We start from the raw sequence: 25,771 nt of genomic DNA, 5'->3' as shown, positions 1-25,771 counted from the left end.
TCAGTGCAGGGTGCGGGGACCACCCGCATCACTCAGGGCGTCCAGCACGAACATGGGGATGTCGGTATCGAATTTTTCGCCGTCCTCAGCCACGCAGAAAAAGCTGCCGTGCATGGTGCCTGTGGGGGTGCGCAGGCGGGTTCCGCTGGTGTATTCAAAAGACTGGCCGGGCTTGAGCAGGGGTTGCTGGCCCACCACGCCCAAGCCTTTGACGCGTTCGGTGTGGCCGGTGGCGTCATTCACATTCCAGGTGCGGGAGATCAATTGCGCCGTCACTTCGCCGATATTGGTGATGGTGATGGTGTACGCGAAGACGTACAGGTCCTCATGCGGCGCGGATTGATCCGCCAGATATTGGGGTTTGACTTCCACCAGGAATGCGTATTTGGCCATCCGGCAATGCTACCTGCGAAAATGTGCAATTCGAAATACCCCCACAAACCCGAAACCCCTCCCTGGACGTCGTTGTCATGACCTACCGTATAGCCCCCTCCATCCTCTCTGCCGACTTTGCCCGCCTGGGTGAAGAAGTCAAAAATGTGATCGCCGCCGGCGCGGATTGGATTCACTTTGATGTGATGGACAACCACTATGTGCCCAACCTGACTTTCGGTCCCATGATTTGCAGCGCCTTGAAGCCCCATGCCAAGACCGCCGAAGGAGTCGCCGTGCCGATTGATGTGCACTTGATGATTTCTCCGGTAGACGCGCTGGCGGCCAGCTTTGCCGAAGCAGGTGCGGACTACATCAGCTTTCACCCCGATGCCTCTGGCCACGTGCACCGCAGCGTGCAGGCCATCAAGTCCAAGGGCGTGAAGGCCGGTCTGGTGTTCAACCCCGCCGAGCCCCTGGATGTGCTGGACTGGGTGATCGACGATATTGACCTTATCCTCATCATGAGCGTCAACCCCGGCTTCGGCGGCCAGAGCTTTATTGACTCGGCCCTGCGCAAGATCGAGGCAGCCCGCAAGCGCATTGATGCCAGCGGCAAAGACATCCGCCTTGAAGTGGACGGCGGCATCAAAACCGACAATATTCGCCGCGTGGCCGATGCGGGCGCAGACACCTTTGTGGCGGGTAGCGCCATTTTCGGCAAACCGGACTACCAGTCGGTGGTTGACGCCATGCGCGTTGCGCTGGCTGCCTGAGTGGGCAGTCCCTTCCTGACTCGGTGAGCGATTTGGACAACGCATTGGCCAAAACCGTCCTGGTCAGGGATAACTTCGGCCGGTCGTGGCTCGAAGGCCGGAATTCCCATATCCGCGTGCGGGTGGCGATGTATGGCGTTTTGCTGTTGCTGGTGGTGTTGGGCGCATTGCGTGGGGTTTTGTCGCAGCAGTGGCAGGACGAGCGACAGCTCGACATTGAAATTCTGCAGTCCGTAGCGGAACAGCGCGTAACGGCGCAGCGCCTGGACTTGTCAGTTGAGGCAGTGCAGAACGGACGTGCGGGCGAGGACGCCTTGTTATCCTCCATGCAGCGTTTGCGCAAGGAGGCTGCTGCCCTGGATGGGTTGCTGCGTATGCAAGCCCGCCATACACCGTCAGCTTCGGCCGCCGTGGCAACTGCGCTCGCAGACTGGAAGCAGAGTACGGATGCCCTGTGGCCCCTTCTGGACGAATGGCAAACGGACACCAAGGCTCCGGCGGCGGGTGCCAAATCCCGTCTGGAAGCTGCGCGGCTTGCCACGCAGCGGGTGGAGTCAGCGGTTTATGCCCTCAATCAAGCGGTACAGACCGATGTTGCCCAGCGAAGCCGGCGCGTGGTCACCACCATCTGGAGCGTTGTGGGCGGCATCGCGGTGCTGGGCTTGGTGCTGTCATTTGCCTTGGTGGAGCCTACGGCCCGGGCCGTGCGTCGCCAGTACGAGGCGCTGTCCCGTCAGGCCGACCGGCTCAAACGCATGGCCAAGGTGGCAGAACTGAGCTCCAACGCCATTGCCATCACTGACGGCATGCACCGCGTGGTGTGGATCAATGAAGCCTTCAGCGATCTCACCAGCTACACACCTGACCAGTGCCGGGGGCGTCGCATCGGCACTTTGCTCAAGGCGCGCAGCGCAGACCCGACCCATTTCACGGAGTTCACCGAGGCACTGGCGCGAGGACAGGGCATCAAACGCGAAGTGCGTGTGATCGCCAAAAATGCCGAGCTGGGATGGGTGCTGGTCGACATGCAGCCCATACGGGATGAGGACGGCACCATGTCCGGCTGGGTTCTGGTGGCGACCGACCTCACGGCCGTGCGCACCCAACAGGAGATTCTGTCCCTCGCAGTTTCCGGCGCCGGGCTCGGTATCTGGCATTGGGACCTGGTGGAAGACAGCGTGGGGTGGAACGCGCGCATGCAGCAGATTCTGGGTTACCCGGATGGCGCATTGACGCCTCGTTCAGCGACCTGGCTGAACCTGATCCACCCTGACGACGTGCAGACCTGGGAAGACTCCTTGCGCCAGCATCTGCGGGATGAGTCCAATGAACACCGCCTCTCGGTGCGTTTGCGTCACCATTCCGGGCGTTGGGTGTGGATCCTTTTTGCAGGTCGCGCTGCAGACCGGTCTGTGCAGGGGCGCGTTTTGCGCTTGGCCGGAGTGGCGATGGACGTGAACGCCCAGAAAGCGCTGGAGCAACAGCTGCGCACCGCAGCGCGTACCGATGACCTCACTGCGCTACCCAACCGCACGGTCATGGTGGAGTTGATCCGCGCTGCATTGGCGCGACGCCGGGTAGAGCCCGGTTACCACTTTGCGGTGTTGTTCATGGACTTTGACCGCTTCAAGCAAGTCAACGACACATTGGGCCACACCGTAGGGGATGCTTTGTTGCGCCAGATTGCCCGCCGGCTCGAGGACAGCCTGCGGCCTGGGGACAGCTTTGCCCACAGCGGAGACTTTGACAAAGTGGCCGCCCGTATCGGGGGCGATGAGTTTGTGGTCCTGCTTGACGATATCCGCGGTGACCTGGACGCCATCCACGTCGCAGGCCGTCTGCTCGATGTGCTAGCGGCCCCGTATGTGCTGGATGGACACCGGGTGACATCCACCGTGAGTATCGGCATCGTGACCAGCACCCATACCGAAGACGATGCGGATAGCGTGCTGCGCGACGCTGATATTGCGATGTACGAAGCCAAGCGAACGGGCCGTGCGCGCTATGTGTTGTTCGATCCGCTGATGCGCTCGCAGGTGAGTGACTCTGTTTCTCTGGAGAACGACTTGCGCCAGGCGCTGGACAACCGGGAAATGCGGGTGGTGTATCAGCCACTGCTCCACCTGCCGGGGCACCAGTTGGCAGGTGTGGAGGCCTTGGTGCGCTGGCAGCACCCGGTGCGTGGCGCGGTTTCGCCGGTGGACTTCATTCCCTTGGCGGAGGCGTGCGGTGTGATTGCCGCACTCGGGCAGTTTGTGTTGGAGACAGCCTGCCAGACGTTTGCGCAACTGCAGCGCGACCTGGGTTCTACCGCGCCGCCCAGCATGTCTGTGAACCTGTCCCGCGCACAGTTGCGGGAGCCCGGTCTGGTAGGCATGGTGCGTGACGCTCTTCGCAGCGCAGATATGGAGCCCCGGCAGCTGGTATTGGAAGTGACCGAGAGCTTGGCCGCCCAGGATGCGCTGGTGCAGACCACCTTGCAGGAACTGCGAGCCATGGGAGTAGCACTGTCACTGGATGACTTTGGAACCGGCTACTCGTCGCTCGCCTGCCTGCATGAGTTGCCAGTGAGTTCGATCAAAATCGACCGCTCATTTGTGAATCTGCTTGACAAGAGCGAGTACCACCGTGTATTGATTGAAGCCACCCTGCGGGTGGCCGCGACGCTGAAGTTGGGTACGGTGGCAGAAGGTATTGAGACCGCGGAACAGGCTACCGAGATGGCTGCGATGGGTTGCCAAAAGGGCCAGGGTTACTGGTTCGGGCGCCCCATGGAAGTCGAAGCGCTGGTGGCTTGGATACAAGCCCGACAACCCTTGGAGAAAATTACGTGAGCGAAATGGCACGCTGGTCCCGCACTGCGCTGGACGCCGTCATCGTCGATCTGGACGGCACCATGGTCGACACCTTGGGCGATTTTGCGCAAGCATTGCAGCGCATGTTGGCCGATTTGCCGGAGCCCTTCAATACATTCACCGTTCATCAAGACCTGGTGGAGAAAATGGTCGGCAAGGGCTCTGAGCACTTGATAAAAAGCATGCTGGCGCACATCGATAGTGCGCAAGCTGCTATGGAAAATGTAGCGCTATACGAATCGGCATGGGCAGCCTATCAGCGCCACTATGTGGAGGTAAATGGCCTTTACTCCAAGGTGTACCCCGGAGTGATGCAAGGCTTGGATGACTGGAAACAGCAGGGCTTGAAGATGGTGTGTGTCACGAACAAGCCCACTGCCTTTGCCAAAACCTTGCTGGCCGACAAGGGCCTTGCAGGCTATTTCAGCCTGGTGGTCGGTGGCGATGCCGTAGAGCGCAAAAAGCCCGACCCCATGCCTTTGCTATTCGCCTGCGAACAGATGGGTGTGGCACCTGCGCGCACCTTGATGGTGGGTGACTCCAGCAATGACGCCCAAGCCGCCCGAGCTGCCGGCTGCCCGGTGCTGCTGGTGAGCTACGGTTACAACCACGGCCAGCCTGTCCATGCTGTGGACGCTGACGCTGTGGTCGACAGCCTCGCGGACTTCCGCTGGGCTTAAAAAGTCTCCCAATCATCATCCCCGCCCGCAGGCGTGACGCGGCTGCTGGTCTTGGGGGGCGAGATGGCCTGAGCAGTCAGCACCGGCGGTGCTTTGGCCGGTGAGGCTGCTGGTTTGGCGGCTGGCTTGGGGGGAGTTTTGGAAGAACTTGCGGCGGCCGCGGCCCTGCGCTCGGGCCCAGCAAAGTTCAGCTTTTGGGGCGGGTTGGACCGCACTGCTGCTTTGGGCATAGGGCTTGCCAATGCGTGACTACCACCGCTGGACGGGCTGCTGCTGGAATAACCGCCGTGGCTTTCGTTGCCCAGTTTGAATACCGCCACCACCTGCACCAGATCATTGGCCTGACTCTTCAAGCTGCTGGCAGCCGCTGCCATCTCTTCCACCAAGGCGGCGTTCTGTTGCGTAGCCTGGTCCATCTGGGTGACTGCTTCTCCAACTTGAGAGACACCTGCACTCTGTTCTGAGCTGGCTGCGCTGATTTCTCCCATGATGTCTGTCACCCGGCGGATGCTGCTCACCACTTCGGTCATGGTTTCACCGGCTTTGTCTACCAGGCTGCTTCCTTGCTCTACCCGCTCTACGCTGGCGTTGATCAGGGTCTTGATTTCTTTGGCAGCTTCGGCAGACCGTCCTGCCAATGAGCGGACTTCAGAGGCTACGACTGCAAAGCCCCGGCCTTGTTCCCCGGCACGTGCTGCTTCTACCGCTGCATTCAAAGCAAGGATGTTGGTCTGGAAGGCAATGCCGTCAATGACGCTGATGATGTCTGCAATCTTGCGGCTGGATTCGTTGATGCCTTTCATGGTCTCCACGACCTGGCCCACGACTTCTCCGCCTTGAATAGCCACGGTAGAGGCATTCATGGCCAGTTGATTGGCTTGACGGGCGGAGTCAGCGTTTTGTTTGACGGTGGAGCCGAGTTCTTCCATGGACGCTGCGGTTTCTTCCAAAGCACTGGCTTGTTGTTCGGTGCGGGCAGAGAGGTCGTTGTTGCCTTGGGCGATTTCGGCGCTGGCTGTGGCGACCGCGTCGGCGCTGCTTTTCACGGCGCGCACTGTGTTGCTGAAGCTGCGCTGCATGACTTCCATTGACTTGAGCAGCTGAATGGTTTCATCGCTACCGGCGGGATGGACGTCGGCGTGTAGATTGCCTTCAGATAGTGCGTTCGCAATCGATGCGGCATGGGCAATAGGTTGCGAAAGTTCCCGTGCCAGGAAAAAGGCCCCAGCGACAAGCAAAAAAGTAGAAATCAGCCATGCGACCATGACCTGGATCTTGGAACTCGATACCTTGTCGTGCGACTCGGCCCGGGCCTCCTCCACGCTTTTCTCAATTCCGTCGGCTTGTTTCGCCATCTGGTCCTCAAGCTTGCTGAAGGCCACCTGAAAGCTATCGATGGCGGCACCTGCAGCGGCTAAATCTTTGGCCGCTAGCTCTTGTGCTTTCTTGGCCGCAGCAATGTATTCCTGAACCATGGGCTTGGTAGCTTGCAACATGGCTTTGACGTCCGGCGGCAGAGGCTTTTCCTCCAATTGAACGAGTGCGTCGTTGAAAGTCTTGGCGTGCTCTTCGAGTCCCTTGCTGGCCTCGGCAATTTGATTGGCATTCTGGGTAGTTGCGCCTTGCACCAGAAGAAGCACATCGCCCCGTATGGCGTCGTGCATCATGTCGGCCTCCTGGCTGTTCTGGAGCGCGCTGGACATGGCTTCAGAGTCATCGATGGCGGCAGACAGGCGGGCTGTTTGCAACAGGCCGATGCCTCCTACCAGCCCGGACGCAAGAATTCCGACCAAGCCCAATGCGATGATTTGATGTTTGAGTTTCATGTATTTCCCCCTGAGGCAACTTCTTAAGCGGATAGTGCTGCCGGCTGCATGGTGTTGGAGCCGGTTTTGAAGACTGAGACCAGACCGACTAGGTCGTGCGCCTGTTGTTGCAGTCCGGACGCCGCAGCGGCCATTTCTTCGACTAGCGCAGCGTTTTGCTGGGTTGCCTGGTCAATCAGCGTCACGGCGCTACCCGCTTGGTTGACGCCAATCCGCTGTTCTTCACTAGCTGTGGTGATTTCACCGACCATGGCAGTGACTTCCCGGATCGCATCCACTACTTCGTTCATGGTTTGCCCGGCCCGGGCCACTTGGCTACTGCCCAACTCCACTTGCTCGACGCTGGCACCGATGAGGCTCTTGATTTCTTTGGCGGCCTCTGCCGATCTGCCGGCCAAGGAGCGCACTTCGGAGGCCACGACCGCGAAGCCCCGGCCCTGCTCGCCGGCACGCGCGGCTTCCACCGCTGCGTTCAGAGCGAGGATGTTGGTTTGGAAGGCGATTCCGTCAATCACACTGATGATTTCGGCAATCCGGCTGGAAGATGTATGGATACCTCGCATGGTTTCCACCACTTGATGCACTACTTCGCCACCGCGGGCTGCGACATCAGACGCTTGCAAGGCTTTGTGGTTGGCTTGCGTAGCGCCATCGGCACTGCGGCTGACGGTCGCCCCCAACTCATCCATGGAAGCGGCGGCCTCCTGCAAAGCCGTTGCCTGCTGCTCGGTACGGTTGGAAAGGTCGTGGTTGCCTTGGGCGATTTCTGTGCTGGCGTGGGAGACGCTTTCTGCGCCTTCCCGGACTTTGATGACCAGGTGGGAGAGACTCTGTTGCATGGTCTGCAAAGAGCGCAGCAAGTCGGATATTTCGTCTTTGCCGCTGGTATCCAGCCGGGTGGTCAGGTCACCACGCGATACCTTGTCTGCGGCGCTCACTGCTTCATTGAGCGGGTGAACAATTTGCCGGCTCATCCAGATGCTGCCTGCAAAGCCGATCAGCGTGACCAGCGTCATGACGCCATAGGCCAATGAGCTGCCACGCGCTGCCAAAGCGCTAGCCGTCTCGGAGGACTTGGCTTCTTCTTCAGAGAGGTGTTTGCGAAGCTCCAGAAGCAGCGAAGCGGCTTCACGGTCTTTCCCTCTTGCTGCTTTATCGCCGGCTGCGAAGTCAAAGTCGCTGGCCTTGTAGGCTTCAAAAGCGGCTTCATAGCCTTTGGCAGCACCCCGCATAGACACACCCAGTTTGGCGGCTATGCCCTTGCTGGTTTCGTCATCCATCTCCAGGGAGAGTGCGTCGATTCCCTGAATGACTTTGGCCATTTCTTTTTGGTGTGCGCTCCAGTAAGTGTCCAGGTCTTTGGGGGTTTTTCCGCGTAGCAGGACGTTTTTCCATTCCTGGATGGCCACTGAAAACTGGCCTGCAATGTCCGCGGCCTTTTTGTTGGCGTCTACATGGTTCAGTACATCGAGCCGGTAGGTGCTCACGGCATGGTTCAGGGTACTGATCCCGAACACCCCACCTAAAAACAAAAGCACCAGTGCAAAGGCAAAGGCGAGTGGAAGTTTCAAGCTCAATTTCATTCATGCCCCCGGGTCTATTCAGGAATCCTGCAATTGCTGCATTGCAATCTACAGGGAAGGGCGATGTTTGTCATCACTTGTGTGCATGAAGCCACCAGAAGACCAAAAAAAAGGCCGGCATGTCGCCATGCCGGCCTGTGAGGCTTGGAGTACAGCGAACTATTTTTGGCCCAGCAGGGCTTCCTTCAGTTTGAAGTCTGCAGGTGACGGGCCGAACCAGATGGACATGATGGCTTTGAAAAACTCGGGTTCCTTGAAGGGCTCGCCCTGAACTTTGCCTTTGGCCGTCACCACCATGCCGGTGCCGGGAATCCAGTCGAGGTGGATGACGTCGCCGGGCATGAGCGCCTTGTTGACGGTAAAGATGTCGCCCATGCGGATCAGGCCGGGTACGAGCTTGGACATTTCGTTCTTGGGCACGTTATCTTCCACGCCACGTGTGAGCAATTTACCGAAGGGGCCTGCCTCGATTTCGCGCAAAAAAGTCATGCTCAGGCGCTTCGGGCCGGGTGCAGCCATCAATTCATCGAGAGAGCTGACTTTTTGCGTGGTGTGCAGCTCCCCCACATACACCTTGAAAATCGCCTTGTAGCGGATGCCGGCACCGTTGAGTTGCAACTTGCTGCCTGCCAGCGTGATGTTGTCCTCGACTTTGACGCCATTGATATCCGTCGCCGCCATGACTGTGAGGCTGGTGCAAAGGGTGAGCAAACCGGCGAGGAGAGAGTGTTTCAATGTCATGGGGCACCTGAAATAGAACGACCGTTCTTTTTTGTGAGAGACGCATTGTGCAGGTGTGCGGGCAAAAGCACATCAGGGTTTTTGCGGGTAACGTGGTTTTCGGGCCATTTCTGCGTCTGGCGTGTTTGCTACACTGTGCCCATGTTTATCCACCACATCAGCAGAACAGGTTTGAGCGACCGGGGAGCCTGGCCCTGGCGTACCTTGTCTGTTGTGCCTGGGCTCTGATACCTGCCGGCCGCTCCTAGCGGCCAACGCGCACGGTTTGTGAGCTTTGCGCGGTCAAGTGGCACGGATTCCTCTCCGATCTATTGCGCGCATCCTTATCCGGCTTGAGGCCTTGCCTGCAAGCCCCCGTGAATAGATTGTTTGAGAGGCGCTGCCCCCCGATGACTGAATCTGAATTTCTGGCCCTGCAAGCGCAAGGCTACAACCGCATCCCGCTGAGCACCCAGGCCTTTGCGGATCTGGAAACTCCACTCTCTGTGTACCTCAAGCTGGCCCGCAATGCCGGCGAAGCCGAACCCGCTGCCAACAGCTTTTTGCTGGAATCGGTGGTGGGCGGCGAGCGTTTCGGCCGCTACAGCTTTATCGGCCTGCCAGCGCGTACCATGGTCCGCGCAAGTGGATTCGGTGCGGCGGCCTGCACCGAGGTAGTGACTGATGGTGTGGTGGTGGAAACCTCGGCACTCAACCCGCTGGACTTCATTGCCGAATACCAGCAGCGTTTCAAGGTGGCCTTGCAGCCCGGCATGCCGCGCTTTTGCGGTGGCCTGGCGGGCTACTTCGGGTACGACGCTGTCCGATACATCGAGAAAAAGCTGCAGGACAGCTGCCCGCCCGATGAGTTGGGTACACCCGACATTCTGCTTTTGCAGTGCGAAGAGTTGGCGGTGATCGACAACCTGTCCGGCAAGCTGCACTTAATGGTGTACGTAGACCCGGCTTTGCCCGGCGCCTATGCCGCGGGCCAGGCGCGCTTGGCCGAGCTGCGTGCCAAGCTGGCGCAAGCCGTGAGCGCGCCGGATATCAAGCCTTCGCAAAGCTTTGAAGCTCAGCGCGACTTCGCCAAGGCAGACTACATCGCCGCCGTGGAACGTGCCAAAGAGCTGATTGCCGGTGGCGATTTCATGCAGGTGCAGGTGGGCCAGCGCATCAAAAAGCGTTACACCGCTTCACCCTTGAGCCTTTATCGCGCCCTGCGTACCCTGAACCCCAGCCCGTACATGTATTTCTACAACTTCGGGGATTTCCAGGTGGTGGGTGCTTCGCCGGAGATTTTGGTCCGGCAAGAACAGATCACCGCCGGCGACAAGCCTGGCACGAAAGTGACCATTCGTCCCCTGGCCGGCACGCGCCCTCGCGGCGCCACGCCCGAGCTGGACAAGGCCGCCGAAGTCGAGCTGATCAATGACCCCAAAGAGCGTGCCGAGCACGTGATGCTGATCGACCTGGCCCGCAACGACATTGGCCGCATTGCCGAAATCGGCTCGGTCAAGGTGACGGACGCTTTCATCGTGGAGCGGTACAGCCACGTGATGCATATCGTGAGCAACGTAGAGGGCACCTTGAACGCCGGTATGACCAGCATGGATGTGCTCAAAGCCACGTTTCCTGCGGGCACGCTGACCGGTGCGCCCAAGGTACATGCGATGGAGCTGATCGATCAGCTGGAACCCATCAAGCGCGGCATTTATGGCGGCGCTTGCGGTTACCTGAGCTACGCGGGCGATATGGACGTGGCCATTGCCATCCGTACCGGCATCATCAAGAACGAAACCTTGTATGTGCAAGCCGCCGCCGGTGTGGTGGCTGACAGCGTGCCTGAACTGGAGTGGAAAGAAACTGAAGCCAAGGCCCGTGCGCTGCTGCGTGCCGCCGAGCTGGTGGAGGAGGGGCTGCAATGATCACCACCAATAAAGCACAACATTGCGAGACCATGGCCGAAGTGCGCAGCCACATCGACGCGCTGGACGAGCGCATTACCGCCTTGCTGGTGGAACGCACCGGCTACATGACTCAAGCTGCCCGCATCAAGCAGGATGCGAGCAAGGTTCACGACCAGGAGCGCATTGAATTCATTGCCGCCCGCGTGCGCCGCATGGCGGCAGAGCAGGGCGGCCAGCCCGATGTGCTGGAAGCCGCTTACCGCGCCCTGATGGACGCATCGATTGCATTTGAGCACCGGGAGTTTGCCCGGCTGCGTGAAGGAGTAGCAGCATGAAACTCGTGATGATCGACAACTACGATTCGTTCACCTTCAACATCGTCCAGTACTTCGGCGAGCTGGGCGCAGAGGTGGAGGTATTCCGCAATGACGAAATCACGCTAGCAGGCATTGCCGCCCGCGGCGCCGACCGGCTGGTCATTTCGCCCGGCCCGTGCTCGCCCAATGAAGCGGGCATTTCGGTGCCCGCCATTCGCCACTTCATGGGCAAGCTGCCGATTCTGGGCGTTTGCCTGGGTCACCAGAGCATTGGTGCGGCCTTGGGTGGCAAGATCATCCGTGCGCAGGAGCTGATGCACGGCAAGACCAGCGTCATCACCACCACGCAAGAGGGGGTGTTTGCCGGCCTGCCCGAAAAATTCACCGTGAACCGCTACCACTCACTGGCTATTGAGCGGGCCACTTGTCCGCAAGAGCTGGCAGTCACTGCGTGGACGGATGATGGCGAAATCATGGGCGTGCGTCACAAAGATCTGCCGCACGCGGTGCGCATGGAGGGGGTGCAGTTCCATCCGGAAAGCATCCTCACGGAGCATGGCCACGCCATGCTGAAGAACTTTTTGCAATAAACCGGTAGGCGGGTAGCTATTCTTTTGATAGCTGTCTGCGCATATCCAACGGGCGCCAGAGGCCGAAATGACCACTATTGTTGATTTGCGCAGTGACACCGTCACCCGCCCTACGGCTGCCATGCGGGAGGCCATGTTTGCGGCTCCGCTGGGCGACGATGTGTTCGGGGACGACCCCAGCGTCAACGCGCTGCAAGACAAAGTCGCGGCCCTATTGGGTTTCGAAGCGGCCTTGTTCATGCCTACCGGTACCCAAAGCAACTTGTGCGCGTTGATGGCGCATTGTGGCCGGGGGGACGAATACATCGTGGGCCAGCTGGCGCACGCCTACCGTTACGAGGGCGGCGGCGCGGCAGTGCTGGGCAGCATCCAGCCGCAGCCCCTGGCGCAGGACGCCTGTGGCCAGATGGCATTGGCAGACATTGCGGCCGCCATCAAGCCCGATGACTGCCACTTTGCCCGCACCCGCCTGCTGTGCCTGGAAAACACCTGGAATGGCAATCCCATGCCCGCCAGCTATCTGGAACAGGCTACCGGTTTGGCGCGGGAGCGGGGGCTGGCGGTGCACCTGGACGGCGCGCGGCTGTTCAATGCGGCAGTGGCCACGGCTGCGGCCGGGGATTCTGTCATTCAATCAGCCAAGCGCATTGCTAGCTACTTTGACAGCGTCTCGGTGTGCTTCAGCAAAGGGTTAGGCGCACCAGCCGGCTCGGCCCTGTGCGGCAGCCGTGAGCTGATCGCCCGTGCCCACCGCATCCGCAAAATGGCGGGGGGCGGCATGCGCCAGGCCGGCTTTCTGGCTGCGGCTGCGAGCTACGCGCTGGATCACCACCTGGACCGCTTGGCCGATGACCATGCATTGGCGCAGCGCTTGGCTAGCGGCTTGCAGGGTGTTGCCGGGCTGCAAGTGCGTTCGGCTCATACCAACATCGTGTTTGTAGATGTTGCGGACGGGCGTGGTCCGGATTTGCTGGCTTTCCTCAAGGCACGCGGCGTGCTGGCCACCGGCCTGATCGGCCTGCGCTTTGTGACGCATCTGGACGTGGATGCTGCTGGCATTGACCGTGCGATTGCCGGCATTCGTGAGTTTTTCGCTCAAACCGCACATGCGACAGGTGCTGCGGTCAGCCGCGGCGCCGCGGTGTACTGAGGAGCGGCGGGCGATGTGGGCAGAACTGGGCATTGAACATCTGGGGCTTTTTGTGCTGTCCGGGTGGCTGCTCAACCTCACTCCCGGGCCGGATGTGCTGTACATCGTGAGCCACGCCTTGCGCAGTGGCGTCCGTGCGGGCATCGTGGCAGCCTTCGGCATCACGGCAGGTTGCTTTGTGCACATCGTGGCGGCCGGCTTGGGCGTGAGTGCACTGCTGGCCACCTCGGCGATGGCCTTCACCGTGCTCAAGTGGGTGGGGGCTGCGTATCTGGTGTTCATGGGCCTACGCATGCTCAGGTCCAAAGCGCAGCCTGCTATCGATTTGGAAGCTGCTCGCGCAGATTCCACGGGTGCTGGAGGCCTGAAAGCCATATTTTTCCGCGGTTTTCTGACCAATGCACTCAACCCCAAGGTCGCACTGTTCTTTCTGGCCTTTGTGCCCCAGTTCATCGCACCCGGTGCCAGTCATCCCACCGCGGCCTTTCTGGCGCTGGGTGTGTTGTTCAATCTCAATGCCATTCCCATCAACATTGGCTACGCCGTATTGGCAGGCTGGGCGGCGCAGCGAACCGCGCTTGTTCAGCGAGGCATGCACTGGCTGGACCGCGTGGCCGGTGCCTTGTTTGTAGGATTCGGAATCAAACTGGCGCGCACCGCTGCGCCTGAGCTTTAAGGAGACGCCATGCCCCACACCGTCAAAATTACCCCCCAAGAGGCGCTGCAACGCACCATCGAACACCGTGAAATCTTTCACGATGAAATGCTGCACCTGATGCGCCAGATCATGTCCGGCGAGATGTCGCCCGTCATGATGGCGGCCCTCATCACCGGCTTGCGGGTCAAGAAAGAAACCATAGGCGAAATCACGGCCGCCGCGCAGGTGATGCGCGAGTTCTCCACGAAAGTGGAGGTGGCGGACAAAACCAATTTGGTAGATATTGTGGGTACGGGCGGCGACGGCAGCCACACCTTCAACATCTCCACCTGCAGCATGTTTGTCGCTGCGGCGGCGGGCGCCAAGGTCAGCAAGCATGGCGGCCGTAGCGTCAGCAGCAAGAGCGGCAGCGCCGATGTGCTCGAAGCGCTGGGCCTGAACATCAACTTGAAACCCGACCAGATCGCCCACTGCATTGCCGAGCAGGGCATCGGCTTCATGTTCGCGCCCAACCACCATCCTGCCATGAAAAACGTGGCCCCGGTGCGCAAGGAAATGGGCGTGCGCACCATCTTCAACATCCTGGGCCCGCTGACCAACCCGGCCGGCGCTCCCAACATCCTCATGGGCGTGTTCCACGCCGATCTGGTGGGTATCCAGGTGCGCGCCTTGCAGCGCTTGGGCGCGGAACACGCCATCGTGGTCTATGGCCGCGACGGCATGGACGAAGTGAGCCTGGGCGCCGGTACGCTGGTCGGAGAGCTCAAGAACGGCGAAATCCGCGAATACGAGATCCACCCCGAAGATTTCGGCATGGTCATGGCCAGCAACCGCGCCCTCAAGGTGGAAACCGCTGAAGACTCCAAAGCCATGTTGATGGGCGTGCTCAATAATCAGCCCGGCCCGGCCAAAGACATTGTGACGCTGAATGCCGGTGTCGCCCTGTATGCCGCCAATGTGGCGGAAAGCATGGAAGCCGGCATAGCACTTGCGCGGGCAGCTATTGAATCAGGAGCAGCCAAGGCCAAGCTCGACGCACTGGTGGCCCTCTCCAGCCGCTTGGCGAACTAACTATCAGGACCCCCCATGAGCGATATTCTCGACAAAATCGTAGCCGTCAAGCACCAGGAAGTGGCGGCTGCCAAGAACCGCAAATCGCTGGAATTCGTGCGTGCGGACGCCGAGTCCCGCGTGCTGACGCGTGACTTTGTGGGCGCTTTGCGCGCCAAGATCGCCGCCGGCAAGCCGGCTGTGATTGCCGAGGTCAAGAAGGCCAGCCCGTCCAAAGGCGTGATCCGCGCCGACTTTATTCCTGCAGACATTGCGCAGAGCTATGCAGAGCATGGTGCAGCTTGCCTCTCGGTGCTGACGGATGCGCAGTTTTTCCAGGGTGAGGTGGATTACCTCAAACAGGCCCGCGCCAGCTGCCAGTTGCCGGTGCTGCGCAAGGACTTCATGGTGGATCCGTATCAGATTTACGAGTCCCGCTCCATGGGAGCCGACGCCATTCTGCTTATTGCAGCGTGCCTGGACGATGCGCAAATGAAAGATCTCGAAGCGATTGCCTTTGGGTTGGACATGGCGGTGCTGGTGGAAGTGCACGACCAGGCAGAGCTGGAGCGAGCCTTGAAGCTCAAGACCCCTTTGCTGGGCATCAATAACCGCAACCTCAAGACGTTTGATGTGACGCTGGACACCACGCTGACGCTGCGCTCCATGGTGCCCGCCGACAAACTGCTGGTGACGGAAAGCGGCATCCATACCCGGGAAGACGTGCTCCGCATGGGGGCGGCAGGGGTGAATGCATTTCTGGTGGGCGAGGCCTTCATGCGTGCGCCGGAGCCCGGTGAAGCGCTTGCCGCCCTGTTTGGCTGAGTATGCAGCTGTCCCTGTTGGCGGGTGAGTCGGAGCCTGCTGCAAACGGGCAGCGGGCTAGCCAGTTGCGGTCTGCCGATCCCGATCAGTGGCCGGTTGACCCGAGCTGGGAGAGTGTCAAGAACGCATTTTTTCGGAGCGCGCAGGGCCAGGCGTTGTGTGCACGTTTGCAGCGCAGGCTGGAGGAGGGGGCTGTGATTTTCCCGCCTGTGCCCTTGCTGGCGCTGTCCCTCACAGCCTTGGGTGATGTGCGGGTAGTCATCCTCGGGCAGGACCCCTACCACGGACGTGGCCAAGCGGAGGGTTTAGCCTTTTCGGTGGCGCAGGGCGTTGCAGTTCCGCCGTCCCTTCGCAATATCTTCAAAGAGCTTGCGCGAGAGGGTGAAGCAGCGGCCCCCCTCTTTCCTGCGACGGCAGGTAGTTTGCAGCCTTGGGCGCAACGGGGCGTGTTGCTCTTGAATACCTGCTTGACGGTCGAAGAGGCGCAACCGGCCAGTCATTCCAAGTGGGGCTGGGAGGTGTTTACCGATTTGGTCATCCGCGAGGTCTCCAGCCAAGCGCGGGGTGTGGTTTTTATGCTGTGGGGCGCATATGCGCAGGCAAAGCAGGCCTTGATAGACCCTGAAAAACACTTGGTCTTGTGTGCGAATCATCCATCCCCGCTTTCCGCATCCCGTCCGCCTGTGCCCTTCATCGGGTGCGGTCATTTCAGTCAGGCAAGCCGCTGGTTGCAGGATAGGACTCGGGATTGAAGTTGACGGCATAACCACTTCTGAATTGCCAGCGATTGCAAAAAACTTTGGGGGCAGGTGACAAGTGCCCCATAAAGCTGGCATAATCCGAGGCTCACCTAGGAGAGGTGGCCGAGTGGTTAATGGCAGCAGACTGTAAATCTGCCCTCTTACGAGTACGCTGGTTCGAATCCAGCCCTCTCCACCAGTGACATAAAAGACTGTTAGATTGGCGGGCCTGCGCGGGGTTCGTATAGTGGTAATACCTTAGCCTTCCAAGCTAAAGCGAGGAGTTCGATTCTCCTACCCCGCTCCATAGTCTTGATGTCGCTGTGATTTGGTAAAGTTTTCAAGGTTTGCGAAAGCAGGCCTCTGCCCTTTTGGCTCAGTGGTAGAGCACTCCCTTGGTAAGGGAGAGGTCGCGGGTCCGATTCCCGCAAAGGGCACCAATTTGGCGTTGCCGCTGGCATGCTTGTGATGGCGGTAGTACGGCGATAGATAGTTATTTGTTTGAACCTATTACTTTTCGGAGCTAAGCATGGCAAAAGAAAAATTCACCCGTACCAAGCCCCACGTGAACGTGGGCACGATTGGTCACGTGGACCACGGCAAGACAACCCTGACAGCTGCTATCACCACCGTGTTGGCTGCAAAGTTCGGCGGATCTGCCAAGGCCTACGACCAGATCGACGCTGCTCCTGAAGAAAAAGCACGCGGTATTACCATCAACACCGCTCACGTCGAATACGAAACCGCTAACCGCCACTACGCTCACGTGGACTGCCCCGGCCACGCTGACTATGTGAAGAACATGATCACTGGTGCTGCCCAAATGGACGGCGCTATTCTGGTTTGTTCCGCTGCTGACGGCCCCATGCCCCAGACCCGCGAGCACATCCTGTTGGCTCGCCAAGTGGGCGTTCCTTACATCATCGTGTTCCTGAACAAGTGCGACATGGTTGATGACGAAGAATTGCTCGAACTGGTGGAAATGGAAGTTCGCGAACTCCTGTCCAAGTACGAATTCCCTGGCGACGACACCCCCATCGTGCGTGGTTCCGCCAAGTTGGCCATGGAAGGCGACAAGGGCGCTCTGGGCGAAGAAGCCATCATGAAGCTGGCTGACGCACTGGACACCTACATCCCCACCCCTGAGCGTGCAGTGGATGGCGCATTCCTGATGCCCGTGGAAGACGTGTTCTCCATCTCCGGTCGTGGTACCGTGGTGACAGGTCGCGTTGAGCGCGGCATCATCAAGGTCGGCGAAGAAATCGAAATCGTCGGTATCAAAGACACCCAGAAGACCACCTGCACAGGCGTGGAAATGTTCCGCAAGCTGTTGGATCAAGGTCAAGCTGGCGACAACGTCGGTATCCTGTTGCGCGGCACCAAGCGTGAAGACGTCGAGCGCGGCCAAGTGCTGTGCAAGCCCGGCTCCATCAAGCCCCACACCCACTTCACCGGCGAAATCTACGTTCTGTCCAAGGACGAAGGCGGCCGTCACACTCCTTTCTTCAACAACTACCGTCCCCAGTTCTACTTCCGTACCACGGACGTGACCGGTGCGATCGAGTTGCCTGAAGGCAAAGAAATGGTGATGCCTGGCGACAACGTGTCCATCACTGTGAAATTGATCAATCCCATCGCCATGGAAGAAGGCCTGCGTTTCGCTATTCGCGAAGGCGGCCGTACCGTGGGCGCCGGCGTGGTTGCCAAAATCATCGCGTAAAGGAAGTCTGTAGGGGTATAGCTCAATTGGCAGAGCGTCGGTCTCCAAAACCGAAGGTTGTAGGTTCGATTCCTACTGCCCCTGCCACCGAAAGCAAGGTCGGTGGATGAAAAAAGAGCCCGCTACGGTGTAGCGGGCTTCAGCGTCTTAAGGTCGCTGAAACTGAATGCAAGCAAACGCGAAAAAGAAACATGGCTTCGACACAAATTGAAACGGTCAACACCGGCGCAGACAAGTTAAAGCTTGGTGCGGCGGTTGCATTGCTTTTGGCGGCGCTGGCGGCCTTTTATCTGCTTGGCAAACAAGGCCAAGTGGTGCAATGGGGTGCATTGATTGTGGGTCTTGCCTTGGCGGCTGGTGCATTCTTTTCTTCAGAGTCTGGTCGTCAACTGATTGCCTTCGGTCGCGACGCATGGCGCGAAGTGAAAAAAGTAGTCTGGCCTGCCCGGAAAGAGGCGATTCAGATTACCGCGTATGTCTTTGGATTTGTGCTGATCATGGCGGTGTTCTTGTGGTTGACTGACAAGACGCTCGAATGGCTCTTTTACGACTTGATCCTGGGATGGAAGAAATAATGACTGACGATGTGCTTGTTCCCACAGTGGAAGCTACTGCGTCTGCTGCACCTGCCAACCCGGATCTGCGCTGGTACGTAGTGCATGCGTACTCCGGCATGGAGAAGGCTGTTGAGCGCAACATCTTGGAGCGTATTCAGCGTGCTGGTATGCAGTCCAAATTCGGTCGCATTCTCGTGCCGATGGAAGAGGTTGTTGAAGTCAAAAACGGCCAAAAGAAAACCACTGAGCGCAAGTTTTTCCCGGGCTACGTGCTGGTCGAGATGGTCATGGATGATGACACTTGGCACTTGGTGAAGCACACCAACAAGGTGACTGGTTTTGTGGGCGGTGCGAAGAATCGCCCGGCCCCGATCTCCGAAGCTGAAGTGATGAAGATCGTCAATCAGATGCAGGAAGGCACAGACAAACCTCGCCACAAGATCGAGTTCGTTGTTGGCGAGTTTGTTCGGGTTAAGGAAGGGCCTTTCACCGACTTCAATGGTTCTGTGGAAGATGTGAATTACGAGAAGAGCAAAGTACGGGTGTCCGTCACGATCTTCGGCCGGTCGACTCCCGTGGAGTTGGAGTTCTCTCAGATCGAGAAGACTTAAGGCAAATTTCGCGGCTGTAAGGCTGCGGCGCATCGTGTTTTTATCGACTCGACACGGTGCAAGATAGAGAGTCGTTAACCCCGGGAAGCCGTAGGCGAATGGTTCGCTGAAAGCGCTATACCCGCAAGGAGAAATCATGGCGAAAAAAATCGTCGGCTTCATCAAGCTGCAAGTGCCAGCTGGCAAGGCCAACCCATCCCCACCAATCGGTCCCGCATTGGGTCAACGTGGTTTGAACATCATGGAGTTCTGCAAGGCTTTTAATGCCCAGACCCAAGGTGTTGAACCTGGTCTGCCACTGCCTGTAGTGATCACAGCTTTTGCTGACAAGAGTTTCACCTTTGTTATCAAGACTCCACCTGCGACCGTCTTGATCAAAAAGGCCATCAAGCTGGACAAGGGTTCTTCCCGTCCTCACGTTGACAAGGTTGGCAAGATCACTCGTGCCCAGCTCGAAGAGATTGCTAAAACCAAAATGAAAGACATGACTGCCGCTGATCTGGATGCTGCAGTTCGTACGATCGCTGGTTCTGCCCGTTCCATGGGCGTGAATGTGGAGGGCGTGTAAATGTCCAAGTTAACCAAAAAGCAAAAAGCCCAAGTTGGCAAAATCGACAGCAACAAGCTGTATGCACTGTCGGATGCATTGGGTTTGGTAAAGGAATTTGCCAACGCCAAGTTCGATGAATCCATCGACGTAGCAGTGCAACTCGGTATCGACGCCAAGAAGTCTGACCAAGTGGTTCGTGGTGCTGTCGTGCTGCCCAACGGCACAGGTAAAACAAAGCGTGTCGCTGTGTTTGCTCAAGGTGCCAAGGCTGAGGAAGCCAAGGCAGCAGGTGCTGACGTTGTTGGTATGGACGATTTGGCTGCCATGGTCAAGGCTGGCGACATGCCGTTTGACGTTGTGATCGCTGCGCCTGATGCTATGCGTATCGTTGGTACTTTGGGTCAAATCTTGGGCCCACGTGGTCTGATGCCTAACCCCAAGGTAGGTACTGTGACTCCTGACGTCGCTACCGCCGTCAAGAATGCAAAAGCTGGTCAAGTCCAGTTCCGCGTTGACAAAGCCGGTATCGTGCACAGCACCATTGGCCGTCGTTCCTTTGAGGCTGCCCAGCTTCAAGGTAACTTGGCTGCATTGGTGGATGCCTTGAATAAGGCAAAGCCAGCTTCAAGCAAGGGTCTGTACCTGCGCAAAGTGGCAGTGTCGTCTACCATGGGTGTGGGCGTGCGCGTGGACATTCAGTCCATCGCGGCGTAATCGTGAATTTGAGGTGCCTGTAATGGGTGCCTCGATGTGGTGGGCTGACGTGACTTTCGGGAAACGGCAGGCCATCCAAGACCGTTGGTGTGCAGCTCGCTGCACTTAATAACTCAACCAACGCAGATGGCGATCCCGCTGCAGATGGAATGAATATTCTGTTAACAGTTGGTCGCTGCAATGTGGAGCACAAGCGGCGCAAGTCGCAAAGTGCATTTAAAGGAGTAGACCTTGAGTCTGAATCGCAGTGAGAAAGAAGCGGTCATCAGTGATGTGACCGGCCTCGCCGCTAAAGCTCAAACGCTCGTGATCGCGGAATACCGCGGCATCACGGTCGCTGACATGACCAAACTGCGCAACACCGCGCGCAGCGCTGGCGTGAGCCTGAGCGTGTTGAAAAACACCCTGGCCCGCCGTGCTGTTGCCGGTAGCAGCTTTGAAGTTGTGTCTGACCAGATGACCGGTCCCCTGATCTATGGCTTTTCCGAAGACGCAGTAGCCGCCGCTAAGGTGGTTGCCGAGTTCGCGAAGACCAACGACAAGTTGGTGATTCGTGGCGGTGCGTACGGCGGCAAGGCTCTGGACGTGAACGGCGTGAAGCAATTGGCAAGCATCCCTTCGAAGGAAGTGTTGTTGGCCCAATTGTTGGGCTTGATGCAGTCCCCCATTTCCCGCACAGCACGCGTGCTGGCGGCTTTGGCGGAACAGCGTGGCGCAGGCGCAGCAGAAGCTGCTCCCGCAGAGGCAGCCGCAGCGTAATCGTTGCCTGTCTGTAGTAACCAATATTGTTAGGAAATCAAAATGGCATTCGATAAAGACGCATTTTTGTCCGCTTTGGACAGCATGACAGTCATGGAACTCAACGACTTGGTGAAAGCCATCGAAGAGAAGTTTGGTGTGAGCGCGGCAGCAATGGCCGCTCCTGCTGCCGGTGGCGCTGCTGGTGGCGCTGCCGCTGCTGAAGAAAAGACCGAATTCAACGTGGTCCTGACTGAAGCTGGCGCAAACAAAGTGTCCGTGATTAAGGCTGTGCGCGAAATCACCGGCCTGGGCTTGAAAGAAGCCAAGGACCTGGTTGACGGCGCTCCCAAGGCTGTCAAGGAAGGCATCTCCAAGGCTGACGCTGAAGCAGCTAAGAAGAAGCTGGAAGAAGCTGGCGCTAAGGTCGAACTCAAGTAATCGACCGATTCGCATGGGCTGGAGGTTCCAAAAGGGCCTCCAGCCTTTGCCGCTTGTAGATGGCGAAATTAGTGTGCACTGGAAAACAGTTGGATTACTGTTTTCCAGTGTCTTCTGATCCGACTGCAGAAGATGCCTTGGTTCGGGTTGCGTGCAATGCGCGACCGTCCGCCAATGATTGGTAGTGGCCAATCACCAAGCCTGTTGAGAGTGGTGCTCAACGCGACAGTCGCCTAGGACCCCCAGGATTCCTCAGCCTTTGCCCGGAGATCTAATGGCTTACACATACACAGAACGCAAGCGAATTCGCAAAAACTTCGGTAGTCGCGATAGCGTGCTCGAGATTCCCTACCTGCTCCAGATGCAAAAAGATGCGTACACCGCATTTTTGCAAGCCGACGTAGGCCCCAAGAAACGCACCAACGAAGGCTTGCAGGCCGCCTTTGAAGCCGCTTTCCCCATCGTGTCCCACAACGGCTTTGTGGAGATGAAGTACCTCGAGTACAACCTCGCCAAGCCCGCATTTGACGTTCGTGAATGCCAGACCCGTGGCCTGACTTATGCCTCCGCAGTTCGCGCCAAGGTGCAATTGATCATTTATGACCGCGAGTCTTCGACCGGTCAAAACAAGGTGGTCAAGGAAGTCAAAGAGCAAGAGGTCTACATGGGCGAAGTGCCCCTGATGACTGGCAAGGGCTCTTTCATCATCAACGGTACTGAGCGCGTGATCGTGTCCCAGTTGCATCGTTCGCCTGGCGTGTTCTTCGAACACGACAAGGGTAAGACCCACAGTTCCGGAAAGTTGCTCTTCTCTGCGCGCATCATTCCTTACCGCGGATCCTGGCTCGACTTTGAGTTTGACCCCAAAGACCTGCTGTACTTCCGTGTAGACCGTCGCCGAAAGATGCCGGTCACGATTCTGCTCAAGGCTATCGGCCTGAACAATGAGTCCATCCTCGCCAACTTCTTTGTCAACGACAACTTCCGCTTGATGGATAGTGGCGCACAAATGGAATTTGTGGCAGAGCGTCTGCGTGGTGAAGTGGCACGTTTTGACATCACCGACAAGTCCGGCAAAGTGGTGGTGGCCAAAGACAAGCGCGTGACTGCGCGCCATACCCGTGAACTGGAGCAATCTGGTACCTCGCATATCAGCGTGCCTGAAGACTTTCTGATTGGCCGTGTGGTTGCACGCAATGTGGTGGACGGTGATACCGGTGAAATCGTGGCCAAGGCCAATGAAGAGTTGACCGAAGCCCTGTTGAAGAAGCTGCGCACCGCAGGCATCCAGGACCTGGCTTGCATCTACACCAATGAGCTGGACCAAGGCGCCTATATCTCGCAAACCCTGCGCACCGACGAAACGGTGGACGAATTCGCAGCGCGCGTCGCCATCTATCGCATGATGCGCCCAGGCGAGCCGCCTACGGAAGATGCAGTTCAGGCGCTGTTCCAGCGGTTGTTCTACAACCCTGACACCTACGACCTGTCGCGCGTGGGTCGCATGAAGTTCAATGCCAAGATGGGACGTTCGGAATCCACCGGCCCCATGGTGCTGACCAACGAAGACATCTTGGCTGTCGTCAAGATTCTGGTGGATCTGCGCAACGGCCGTGGCGACGTCGATGACATCGACCACTTGGGTAACCGCCGCGTGCGTTGCGTAGGCGAGTTGGCCGAGAACCAATACCGTACAGGTCTGGCACGTATCGAAAAAGCAGTGAAAGAGCGCTTGGGCCAGGCAGAGCAAGAGCCCCTGATGCCGCATGACCTGATCAACAGCAAGCCTATCTCGGCGGCCCTGAAGGAATTCTTCGGCGCTTCGCAGCTGTCCCAGTTCATGGACCAGACTAACCCATTGGCCGAAATCACCCACAAGCGCCGTGTGTCGGCACTTGGCCCTGGTGGTTTGACCCGCGAACGCGCTGGCTTCGAGGTGCGAGACGTGCACGTGACCCACTACGGTCGTGTGTGCCCAATCGAAACCCCCGAAGGTCCAAACATCGGTCTGATCAACTCTTTGGCGCTGTACGCACGCCTGAACGAGTACGGTTTCATCGAAACACCGTATCGACGTGTGGTGGACAGCAAAGTCACCAACGAGATCGACTATCTGTCTGCGATTGAAGAAGGCAAGTACGTCATTGCCCAGGCCAACGCAGCGCTGGACAAGGAAGGCACGCTGACTGGCGACCTGGTGTCTGCCCGTGAAAAAGGTGAATCCATTCTGGTGAGTGCTGACCGCGTTCAGTACATGGACGTGTCACCAGCCCAGATCGTGTCGGTGGCAGCTTCCCTCGTGCCGTTCCTGGAACACGATGACGCCAACCGCGCCTTGATGGGTGCTAACATGTCACGTCAAGCCGTGCCCGTGTTGCGTCCCGAAAAACCCATGGTGGGTACCGGTATCGAGCGCGTCGCCGCGGTCGACTCCGGCACGGTGGTGACTGCGACCCGTGGCGGTATCGTTGATTACGTGGATGCGACCCGTGTGGTGATCCGCGTGAACGATGCTGAAGCGCAAGCCGGTGAAGTCGGTGTGGATATCTACAACCTGATCAAGTACCAGCGTTCCAACCAGAACACCAACATTCACCAGCGTCCCATCGTGAAGAAAGGCGACAAGCTTTCCAAGGGTGACGTGATTGCCGACGGCGCATCCACGGACTTGGGCGAAATCGCCATTGGCCAGAACATGTTGGTCGCCTTCATGCCCTGGAACGGATACAACTTCGAAGATTCGATCTTGATCAGCGAGCGTGTGGTGGCCGAAGACCGCTACACCTCCATCCACATCGAAGAACTTGTGGTGATGGCACGTGACACCAAGTTGGGCGCGGAAGAAATAACCCGCGACATCCCCAACTTGAGCGAACAACAGCTCAACCGTCTGGACGAGTCCGGCATCATTTACGTGGGTGCAGAAGTCCTGCCGGGTGATACCTTGGTTGGCAAGGTCACGCCCAAGGGCGAGACCACCCTTACGCCAGAAGAAAAGCTCTTGCGTGCCATCTTCGGCGAGAAGGCCAGCGACGTGAAGGACACGTCCCTGCGCGTGGACCAGGGCAGCTCCGGTACAGTGATCGACGTGCAAGTGTTCACCCGTGAAGGCATTCAGCGTGACCGCCGTGCACAGCAGATCATCGACGACGAACTCAAGCGTTTCCGTCTGGACCTGAACGACCAGTTGCGTATCGTGGAAGCGGATGCTTTTGACCGTATCGAGAAGCTGTTGACCGGCAAAGTGGCCAATGGCGGTCCACAAAAGCTTGCCAAAGGCACCAAGCTCGACAAGGCTTACTTGACCTCCGTGGAGAAGTTCCATTGGTTTGACATCCGTCCTGCGGACGAAGAGGTGGCAAGCCAACTTGAAAGCATCAAGAACTCGCTGGAACAAACCCGCCACAGCTTCGACCTCGCTTTTGAAGAAAAGCGCAAGAAGCTGACACAAGGCGACGAGTTGCCCGCAGGTGTCTTGAAGATGGTCAAGGTCTACATCGCTGTCAAGCGCCGCTTGCAGCCTGGTGACAAGATGGCCGGCCGTCACGGTAACAAGGGTGTGGTCTCCAAGATCACGCCTGTTGAAGACATGCCCTACTTGGCAGACGGCACACCGGTGGACATCGTGTTGAACCCATTGGGCGTTCCTTCGCGGATGAACATCGGGCAGGTGTTGGAAGTGCATTTGGGCTGGGCTGGTAAGGGCTTGGGCCAACGCATTGGCGACATGCTTCAACGCGAAGCAGCATCCACTGAGATTCGTGGTTTCCTGGAGCAGGTGTACAACAGCACCGGTCGCAAGGAAGACCTGGCACAGTTGTCAGATGCCGAAGTCCAGGAAATGGCCAAGGAGCTGACCAGTGGCGTGCCGTTCGCGTCACCCGTGTTCGATGGTGCCACCGAAAAAGAAATCGGCGACATGTTGCAACTGGCCTATCCGGATGATGTGGCCAAGGCCAAGGGCCTGACCGCTACCCGCACCCAAGCGCAACTTTATGACGGACGCAGCGGTGATGCTTTTGAGCGCACCACCACCGTCGGCTACATGCACTACCTGAAGTTGCACCACTTGGTCGACGACAAGATGCACGCCCGTTCAACTGGACCGTACAGCTTGGTGACCCAACAGCCTCTGGGTGGTAAGGCCCAGTTTGGTGGTCAGCGCTTCGGTGAAATGGAAGTGTGGGCGCTGGAAGCCTATGGTGCTTCCTACGTGCTGCAGGAAATGCTGACGGTCAAGTCCGATGACGTGCAAGGTCGTACCAAGGTGTACGAAAACATCGTCAAGGGCGAACACTCTATTGAAGCCGGCATGCCGGAATCGTTCAATGTGCTGGTCAAGGAAATCCGTTCCTTGGGCATCGACATTGAGCTGGATCGTTCTTAAA

At 58.3% G+C, this 25,771-nt stretch carries 23 protein-coding genes and 4 tRNA genes; 23 read left to right on the top strand and 4 right to left on the bottom strand.

Going from position 1 to position 25,771, the window contains the following annotated elements; translation table 11 throughout:
- Positions 1 to 393 carry a Co2+/Mg2+ efflux facilitator ApaG/CorD gene (gene apaG / locus ACOAP0_RS07225; protein WP_087495306.1) on the bottom strand — a complete coding sequence of 131 codons (393 nt, stop codon included), beginning with the start codon at positions 391 to 393 and terminating at the stop codon, positions 1 to 3.
- 77 nt (positions 394 to 470) lie between these two features.
- Here apaG and rpe point away from each other — a divergent pair, with 77 nt between their 5' ends.
- From rpe to ACOAP0_RS07210, 3 genes are read left to right on the top strand one after another with little or no spacing between them, the layout of a single operon-like run.
- Complete coding sequence (gene rpe, locus ACOAP0_RS07220) at positions 471 to 1,148, top strand: ribulose-phosphate 3-epimerase (protein WP_498375002.1); 678 nt, start codon at positions 471 to 473, stop codon at positions 1,146 to 1,148.
- A 23-nt stretch (positions 1,149 to 1,171) separates the two neighbouring features.
- Positions 1,172 to 3,982, top strand: a complete 2,811-nt coding sequence (locus tag ACOAP0_RS07215; protein WP_498375003.1) for a putative bifunctional diguanylate cyclase/phosphodiesterase — start codon at positions 1,172 to 1,174, stop codon at positions 3,980 to 3,982.
- A gap of 5 nt (positions 3,983 to 3,987) precedes the next feature.
- Positions 3,988 to 4,683 (top strand): phosphoglycolate phosphatase, encoded by a 696-nt coding sequence (locus tag ACOAP0_RS07210; protein WP_498375004.1) that lies wholly within the window; start codon positions 3,988 to 3,990, stop codon positions 4,681 to 4,683.
- On the opposite strand, the gene ACOAP0_RS07205 is transcribed toward ACOAP0_RS07210, so the two are convergent.
- From ACOAP0_RS07205 to ACOAP0_RS07195, 3 genes are all read right to left on the bottom strand, one after another.
- Positions 4,680 to 6,509: a methyl-accepting chemotaxis protein gene (locus tag ACOAP0_RS07205; protein ID WP_498375005.1), complete on the bottom strand. Its 1,830-nt coding sequence runs from the start codon at positions 6,507 to 6,509 to the stop codon at positions 4,680 to 4,682. The genes ACOAP0_RS07210 and ACOAP0_RS07205 overlap by 4 nt on opposite strands.
- Before the next feature lie 23 nt (positions 6,510 to 6,532).
- On the bottom strand, positions 6,533 to 8,092 hold the full coding sequence (locus ACOAP0_RS07200; RefSeq protein ID WP_498375006.1) for a methyl-accepting chemotaxis protein: 1,560 nt from the start codon (positions 8,090 to 8,092) through the stop codon (positions 6,533 to 6,535).
- A 159-nt stretch (positions 8,093 to 8,251) separates the two neighbouring features.
- Positions 8,252 to 8,833 (bottom strand): chalcone isomerase family protein, encoded by a 582-nt coding sequence (locus tag ACOAP0_RS07195; protein ID WP_498375007.1) that lies wholly within the window; start codon positions 8,831 to 8,833, stop codon positions 8,252 to 8,254.
- Positions 8,834 to 9,222: 389 nt separating this feature from the next.
- On the opposite strand from ACOAP0_RS07195, the gene ACOAP0_RS07190 reads away from it, so the two are divergent.
- The 20 genes from ACOAP0_RS07190 to rpoB all read left to right on the top strand — a co-directional run bounded on the left by ACOAP0_RS07190 (position 9,223) and on the right by rpoB (position 25,770).
- Complete coding sequence (locus ACOAP0_RS07190) at positions 9,223 to 10,740, top strand: anthranilate synthase component I family protein (RefSeq protein ID WP_498375008.1); 1,518 nt, start codon at positions 9,223 to 9,225, stop codon at positions 10,738 to 10,740.
- Positions 10,737 to 11,057: a chorismate mutase gene (locus ACOAP0_RS07185; RefSeq protein ID WP_498375009.1), complete on the top strand. Its 321-nt coding sequence runs from the start codon at positions 10,737 to 10,739 to the stop codon at positions 11,055 to 11,057. The genes ACOAP0_RS07190 and ACOAP0_RS07185 overlap by 4 nt, the downstream gene beginning before the upstream one ends.
- Positions 11,054 to 11,629, top strand: a complete 576-nt coding sequence (locus tag ACOAP0_RS07180) for an anthranilate synthase component II (protein ID WP_498375010.1) — start codon at positions 11,054 to 11,056, stop codon at positions 11,627 to 11,629. The genes ACOAP0_RS07185 and ACOAP0_RS07180 overlap by 4 nt, the downstream gene beginning before the upstream one ends.
- A 67-nt stretch (positions 11,630 to 11,696) precedes the next feature.
- On the top strand, positions 11,697 to 12,779 hold the full coding sequence (ltaE, locus tag ACOAP0_RS07175; protein WP_498375011.1) for a low-specificity L-threonine aldolase: 1,083 nt from the start codon (positions 11,697 to 11,699) through the stop codon (positions 12,777 to 12,779).
- Positions 12,780 to 12,792: 13 nt separating this feature from the next.
- On the top strand, positions 12,793 to 13,455 hold the full coding sequence (locus ACOAP0_RS07170) for a LysE family translocator (RefSeq protein WP_498375012.1): 663 nt from the start codon (positions 12,793 to 12,795) through the stop codon (positions 13,453 to 13,455).
- Positions 13,456 to 13,464: 9 nt separating this feature from the next.
- Entirely contained in the window at positions 13,465 to 14,508 is a 1,044-nt protein-coding gene (gene trpD, locus ACOAP0_RS07165; RefSeq protein ID WP_313867783.1) for an anthranilate phosphoribosyltransferase, read from the top strand.
- 15 nt (positions 14,509 to 14,523) lie between these two features.
- Positions 14,524 to 15,312 carry an indole-3-glycerol phosphate synthase TrpC gene (gene trpC / locus ACOAP0_RS07160; protein ID WP_498375013.1) on the top strand — a complete coding sequence of 263 codons (789 nt, stop codon included), beginning with the start codon at positions 14,524 to 14,526 and terminating at the stop codon, positions 15,310 to 15,312.
- A gap of 2 nt (positions 15,313 to 15,314) precedes the next feature.
- A complete protein-coding gene (locus tag ACOAP0_RS07155; RefSeq protein ID WP_498375014.1) occupies positions 15,315 to 16,064 on the top strand; it encodes a uracil-DNA glycosylase in 750 nt (249 codons plus the stop codon).
- Between the two features lie 101 nt (positions 16,065 to 16,165).
- Positions 16,166 to 16,251: transfer RNA gene (locus ACOAP0_RS07150), tRNA-Tyr, on the top strand.
- A gap of 34 nt (positions 16,252 to 16,285) precedes the next feature.
- A tRNA-Gly gene (locus ACOAP0_RS07145) sits at positions 16,286 to 16,359 on the top strand.
- 58 nt (positions 16,360 to 16,417) lie between these two features.
- Positions 16,418 to 16,492, top strand: a tRNA-Thr gene (locus tag ACOAP0_RS07140).
- Between the two features lie 89 nt (positions 16,493 to 16,581).
- On the top strand, positions 16,582 to 17,772 hold the full coding sequence (gene tuf / locus ACOAP0_RS07135; RefSeq protein ID WP_313867780.1) for an elongation factor Tu: 1,191 nt from the start codon (positions 16,582 to 16,584) through the stop codon (positions 17,770 to 17,772).
- 11 nt (positions 17,773 to 17,783) lie between these two features.
- Positions 17,784 to 17,859: transfer RNA gene (locus tag ACOAP0_RS07130), tRNA-Trp, on the top strand.
- Between the two features lie 104 nt (positions 17,860 to 17,963).
- On the top strand, positions 17,964 to 18,347 hold the full coding sequence (secE, locus tag ACOAP0_RS07125; protein ID WP_087495291.1) for a preprotein translocase subunit SecE: 384 nt from the start codon (positions 17,964 to 17,966) through the stop codon (positions 18,345 to 18,347).
- Entirely contained in the window at positions 18,347 to 18,940 is a 594-nt protein-coding gene (nusG, locus tag ACOAP0_RS07120; protein ID WP_087495290.1) for a transcription termination/antitermination protein NusG, read from the top strand. Before secE ends, nusG begins: the two co-directional genes overlap by 1 nt.
- A gap of 136 nt (positions 18,941 to 19,076) precedes the next feature.
- Positions 19,077 to 19,508, top strand: a complete 432-nt coding sequence (rplK, locus tag ACOAP0_RS07115; protein WP_087495289.1) for a 50S ribosomal protein L11 — start codon at positions 19,077 to 19,079, stop codon at positions 19,506 to 19,508.
- Positions 19,509 to 20,204 (top strand): 50S ribosomal protein L1, encoded by a 696-nt coding sequence (gene rplA, locus ACOAP0_RS07110; RefSeq protein ID WP_087495288.1) that lies wholly within the window; start codon positions 19,509 to 19,511, stop codon positions 20,202 to 20,204.
- Positions 20,205 to 20,435: 231 nt separating this feature from the next.
- Complete coding sequence (rplJ, locus tag ACOAP0_RS07105) at positions 20,436 to 20,963, top strand: 50S ribosomal protein L10 (protein WP_087495287.1); 528 nt, start codon at positions 20,436 to 20,438, stop codon at positions 20,961 to 20,963.
- A gap of 42 nt (positions 20,964 to 21,005) precedes the next feature.
- Positions 21,006 to 21,383 (top strand): 50S ribosomal protein L7/L12, encoded by a 378-nt coding sequence (rplL, locus tag ACOAP0_RS07100; RefSeq protein ID WP_087495286.1) that lies wholly within the window; start codon positions 21,006 to 21,008, stop codon positions 21,381 to 21,383.
- Positions 21,384 to 21,657: 274 nt separating this feature from the next.
- On the top strand, positions 21,658 to 25,770 hold the full coding sequence (rpoB, locus tag ACOAP0_RS07095) for a DNA-directed RNA polymerase subunit beta (RefSeq protein ID WP_087495285.1): 4,113 nt from the start codon (positions 21,658 to 21,660) through the stop codon (positions 25,768 to 25,770).
- Position 25,771: the final 1 nt, after the last annotated feature.

Source organism: Curvibacter sp. Hmag1.1, assembly GCF_059769165.1.
This window is presented reverse-complemented; position numbering and strand designations above follow the sequence as displayed.

What these genes read in the sequence shown, in the direction of transcription:
- apaG (WP_087495306.1), bottom strand. Translation starts at nt 393, where the DNA reads ATGGCCAAATACGCATTCCTGGTGGAAGTCAAACCCCAATATCTGGCG.
- rpe (WP_498375002.1), top strand. Translation starts at nt 471, where the DNA reads ATGACCTACCGTATAGCCCCCTCCATCCTCTCTGCCGACTTTGCCCGC.
- ACOAP0_RS07210 (WP_498375004.1), top strand. Translation starts at nt 3,988, where the DNA reads ATGGCACGCTGGTCCCGCACTGCGCTGGACGCCGTCATCGTCGATCTG.
- ACOAP0_RS07205 (WP_498375005.1), bottom strand. Translation starts at nt 6,509, where the DNA reads ATGAAACTCAAACATCAAATCATCGCATTGGGCTTGGTCGGAATTCTT.
- ACOAP0_RS07200 (WP_498375006.1), bottom strand. Translation starts at nt 8,092, where the DNA reads ATGAAATTGAGCTTGAAACTTCCACTCGCCTTTGCCTTTGCACTGGTG.
- ACOAP0_RS07195 (WP_498375007.1), bottom strand. Translation starts at nt 8,833, where the DNA reads ATGACATTGAAACACTCTCTCCTCGCCGGTTTGCTCACCCTTTGCACC.
- ACOAP0_RS07190 (WP_498375008.1), top strand. Translation starts at nt 9,223, where the DNA reads ATGACTGAATCTGAATTTCTGGCCCTGCAAGCGCAAGGCTACAACCGC.
- ACOAP0_RS07185 (WP_498375009.1), top strand. Translation starts at nt 10,737, where the DNA reads ATGATCACCACCAATAAAGCACAACATTGCGAGACCATGGCCGAAGTG.
- ACOAP0_RS07180 (WP_498375010.1), top strand. Translation starts at nt 11,054, where the DNA reads ATGAAACTCGTGATGATCGACAACTACGATTCGTTCACCTTCAACATC.
- ltaE (WP_498375011.1), top strand. Translation starts at nt 11,697, where the DNA reads ATGACCACTATTGTTGATTTGCGCAGTGACACCGTCACCCGCCCTACG.
- ACOAP0_RS07170 (WP_498375012.1), top strand. Translation starts at nt 12,793, where the DNA reads ATGTGGGCAGAACTGGGCATTGAACATCTGGGGCTTTTTGTGCTGTCC.
- trpD (WP_313867783.1), top strand. Translation starts at nt 13,465, where the DNA reads ATGCCCCACACCGTCAAAATTACCCCCCAAGAGGCGCTGCAACGCACC.
- trpC (WP_498375013.1), top strand. Translation starts at nt 14,524, where the DNA reads ATGAGCGATATTCTCGACAAAATCGTAGCCGTCAAGCACCAGGAAGTG.
- ACOAP0_RS07155 (WP_498375014.1), top strand. Translation starts at nt 15,315, where the DNA reads ATGCAGCTGTCCCTGTTGGCGGGTGAGTCGGAGCCTGCTGCAAACGGG.
- tuf (WP_313867780.1), top strand. Translation starts at nt 16,582, where the DNA reads ATGGCAAAAGAAAAATTCACCCGTACCAAGCCCCACGTGAACGTGGGC.
- secE (WP_087495291.1), top strand. Translation starts at nt 17,964, where the DNA reads ATGGCTTCGACACAAATTGAAACGGTCAACACCGGCGCAGACAAGTTA.
- nusG (WP_087495290.1), top strand. Translation starts at nt 18,347, where the DNA reads ATGACTGACGATGTGCTTGTTCCCACAGTGGAAGCTACTGCGTCTGCT.
- rplK (WP_087495289.1), top strand. Translation starts at nt 19,077, where the DNA reads ATGGCGAAAAAAATCGTCGGCTTCATCAAGCTGCAAGTGCCAGCTGGC.
- rplA (WP_087495288.1), top strand. Translation starts at nt 19,509, where the DNA reads ATGTCCAAGTTAACCAAAAAGCAAAAAGCCCAAGTTGGCAAAATCGAC.
- rplL (WP_087495286.1), top strand. Translation starts at nt 21,006, where the DNA reads ATGGCATTCGATAAAGACGCATTTTTGTCCGCTTTGGACAGCATGACA.
- rpoB (WP_087495285.1), top strand. Translation starts at nt 21,658, where the DNA reads ATGGCTTACACATACACAGAACGCAAGCGAATTCGCAAAAACTTCGGT.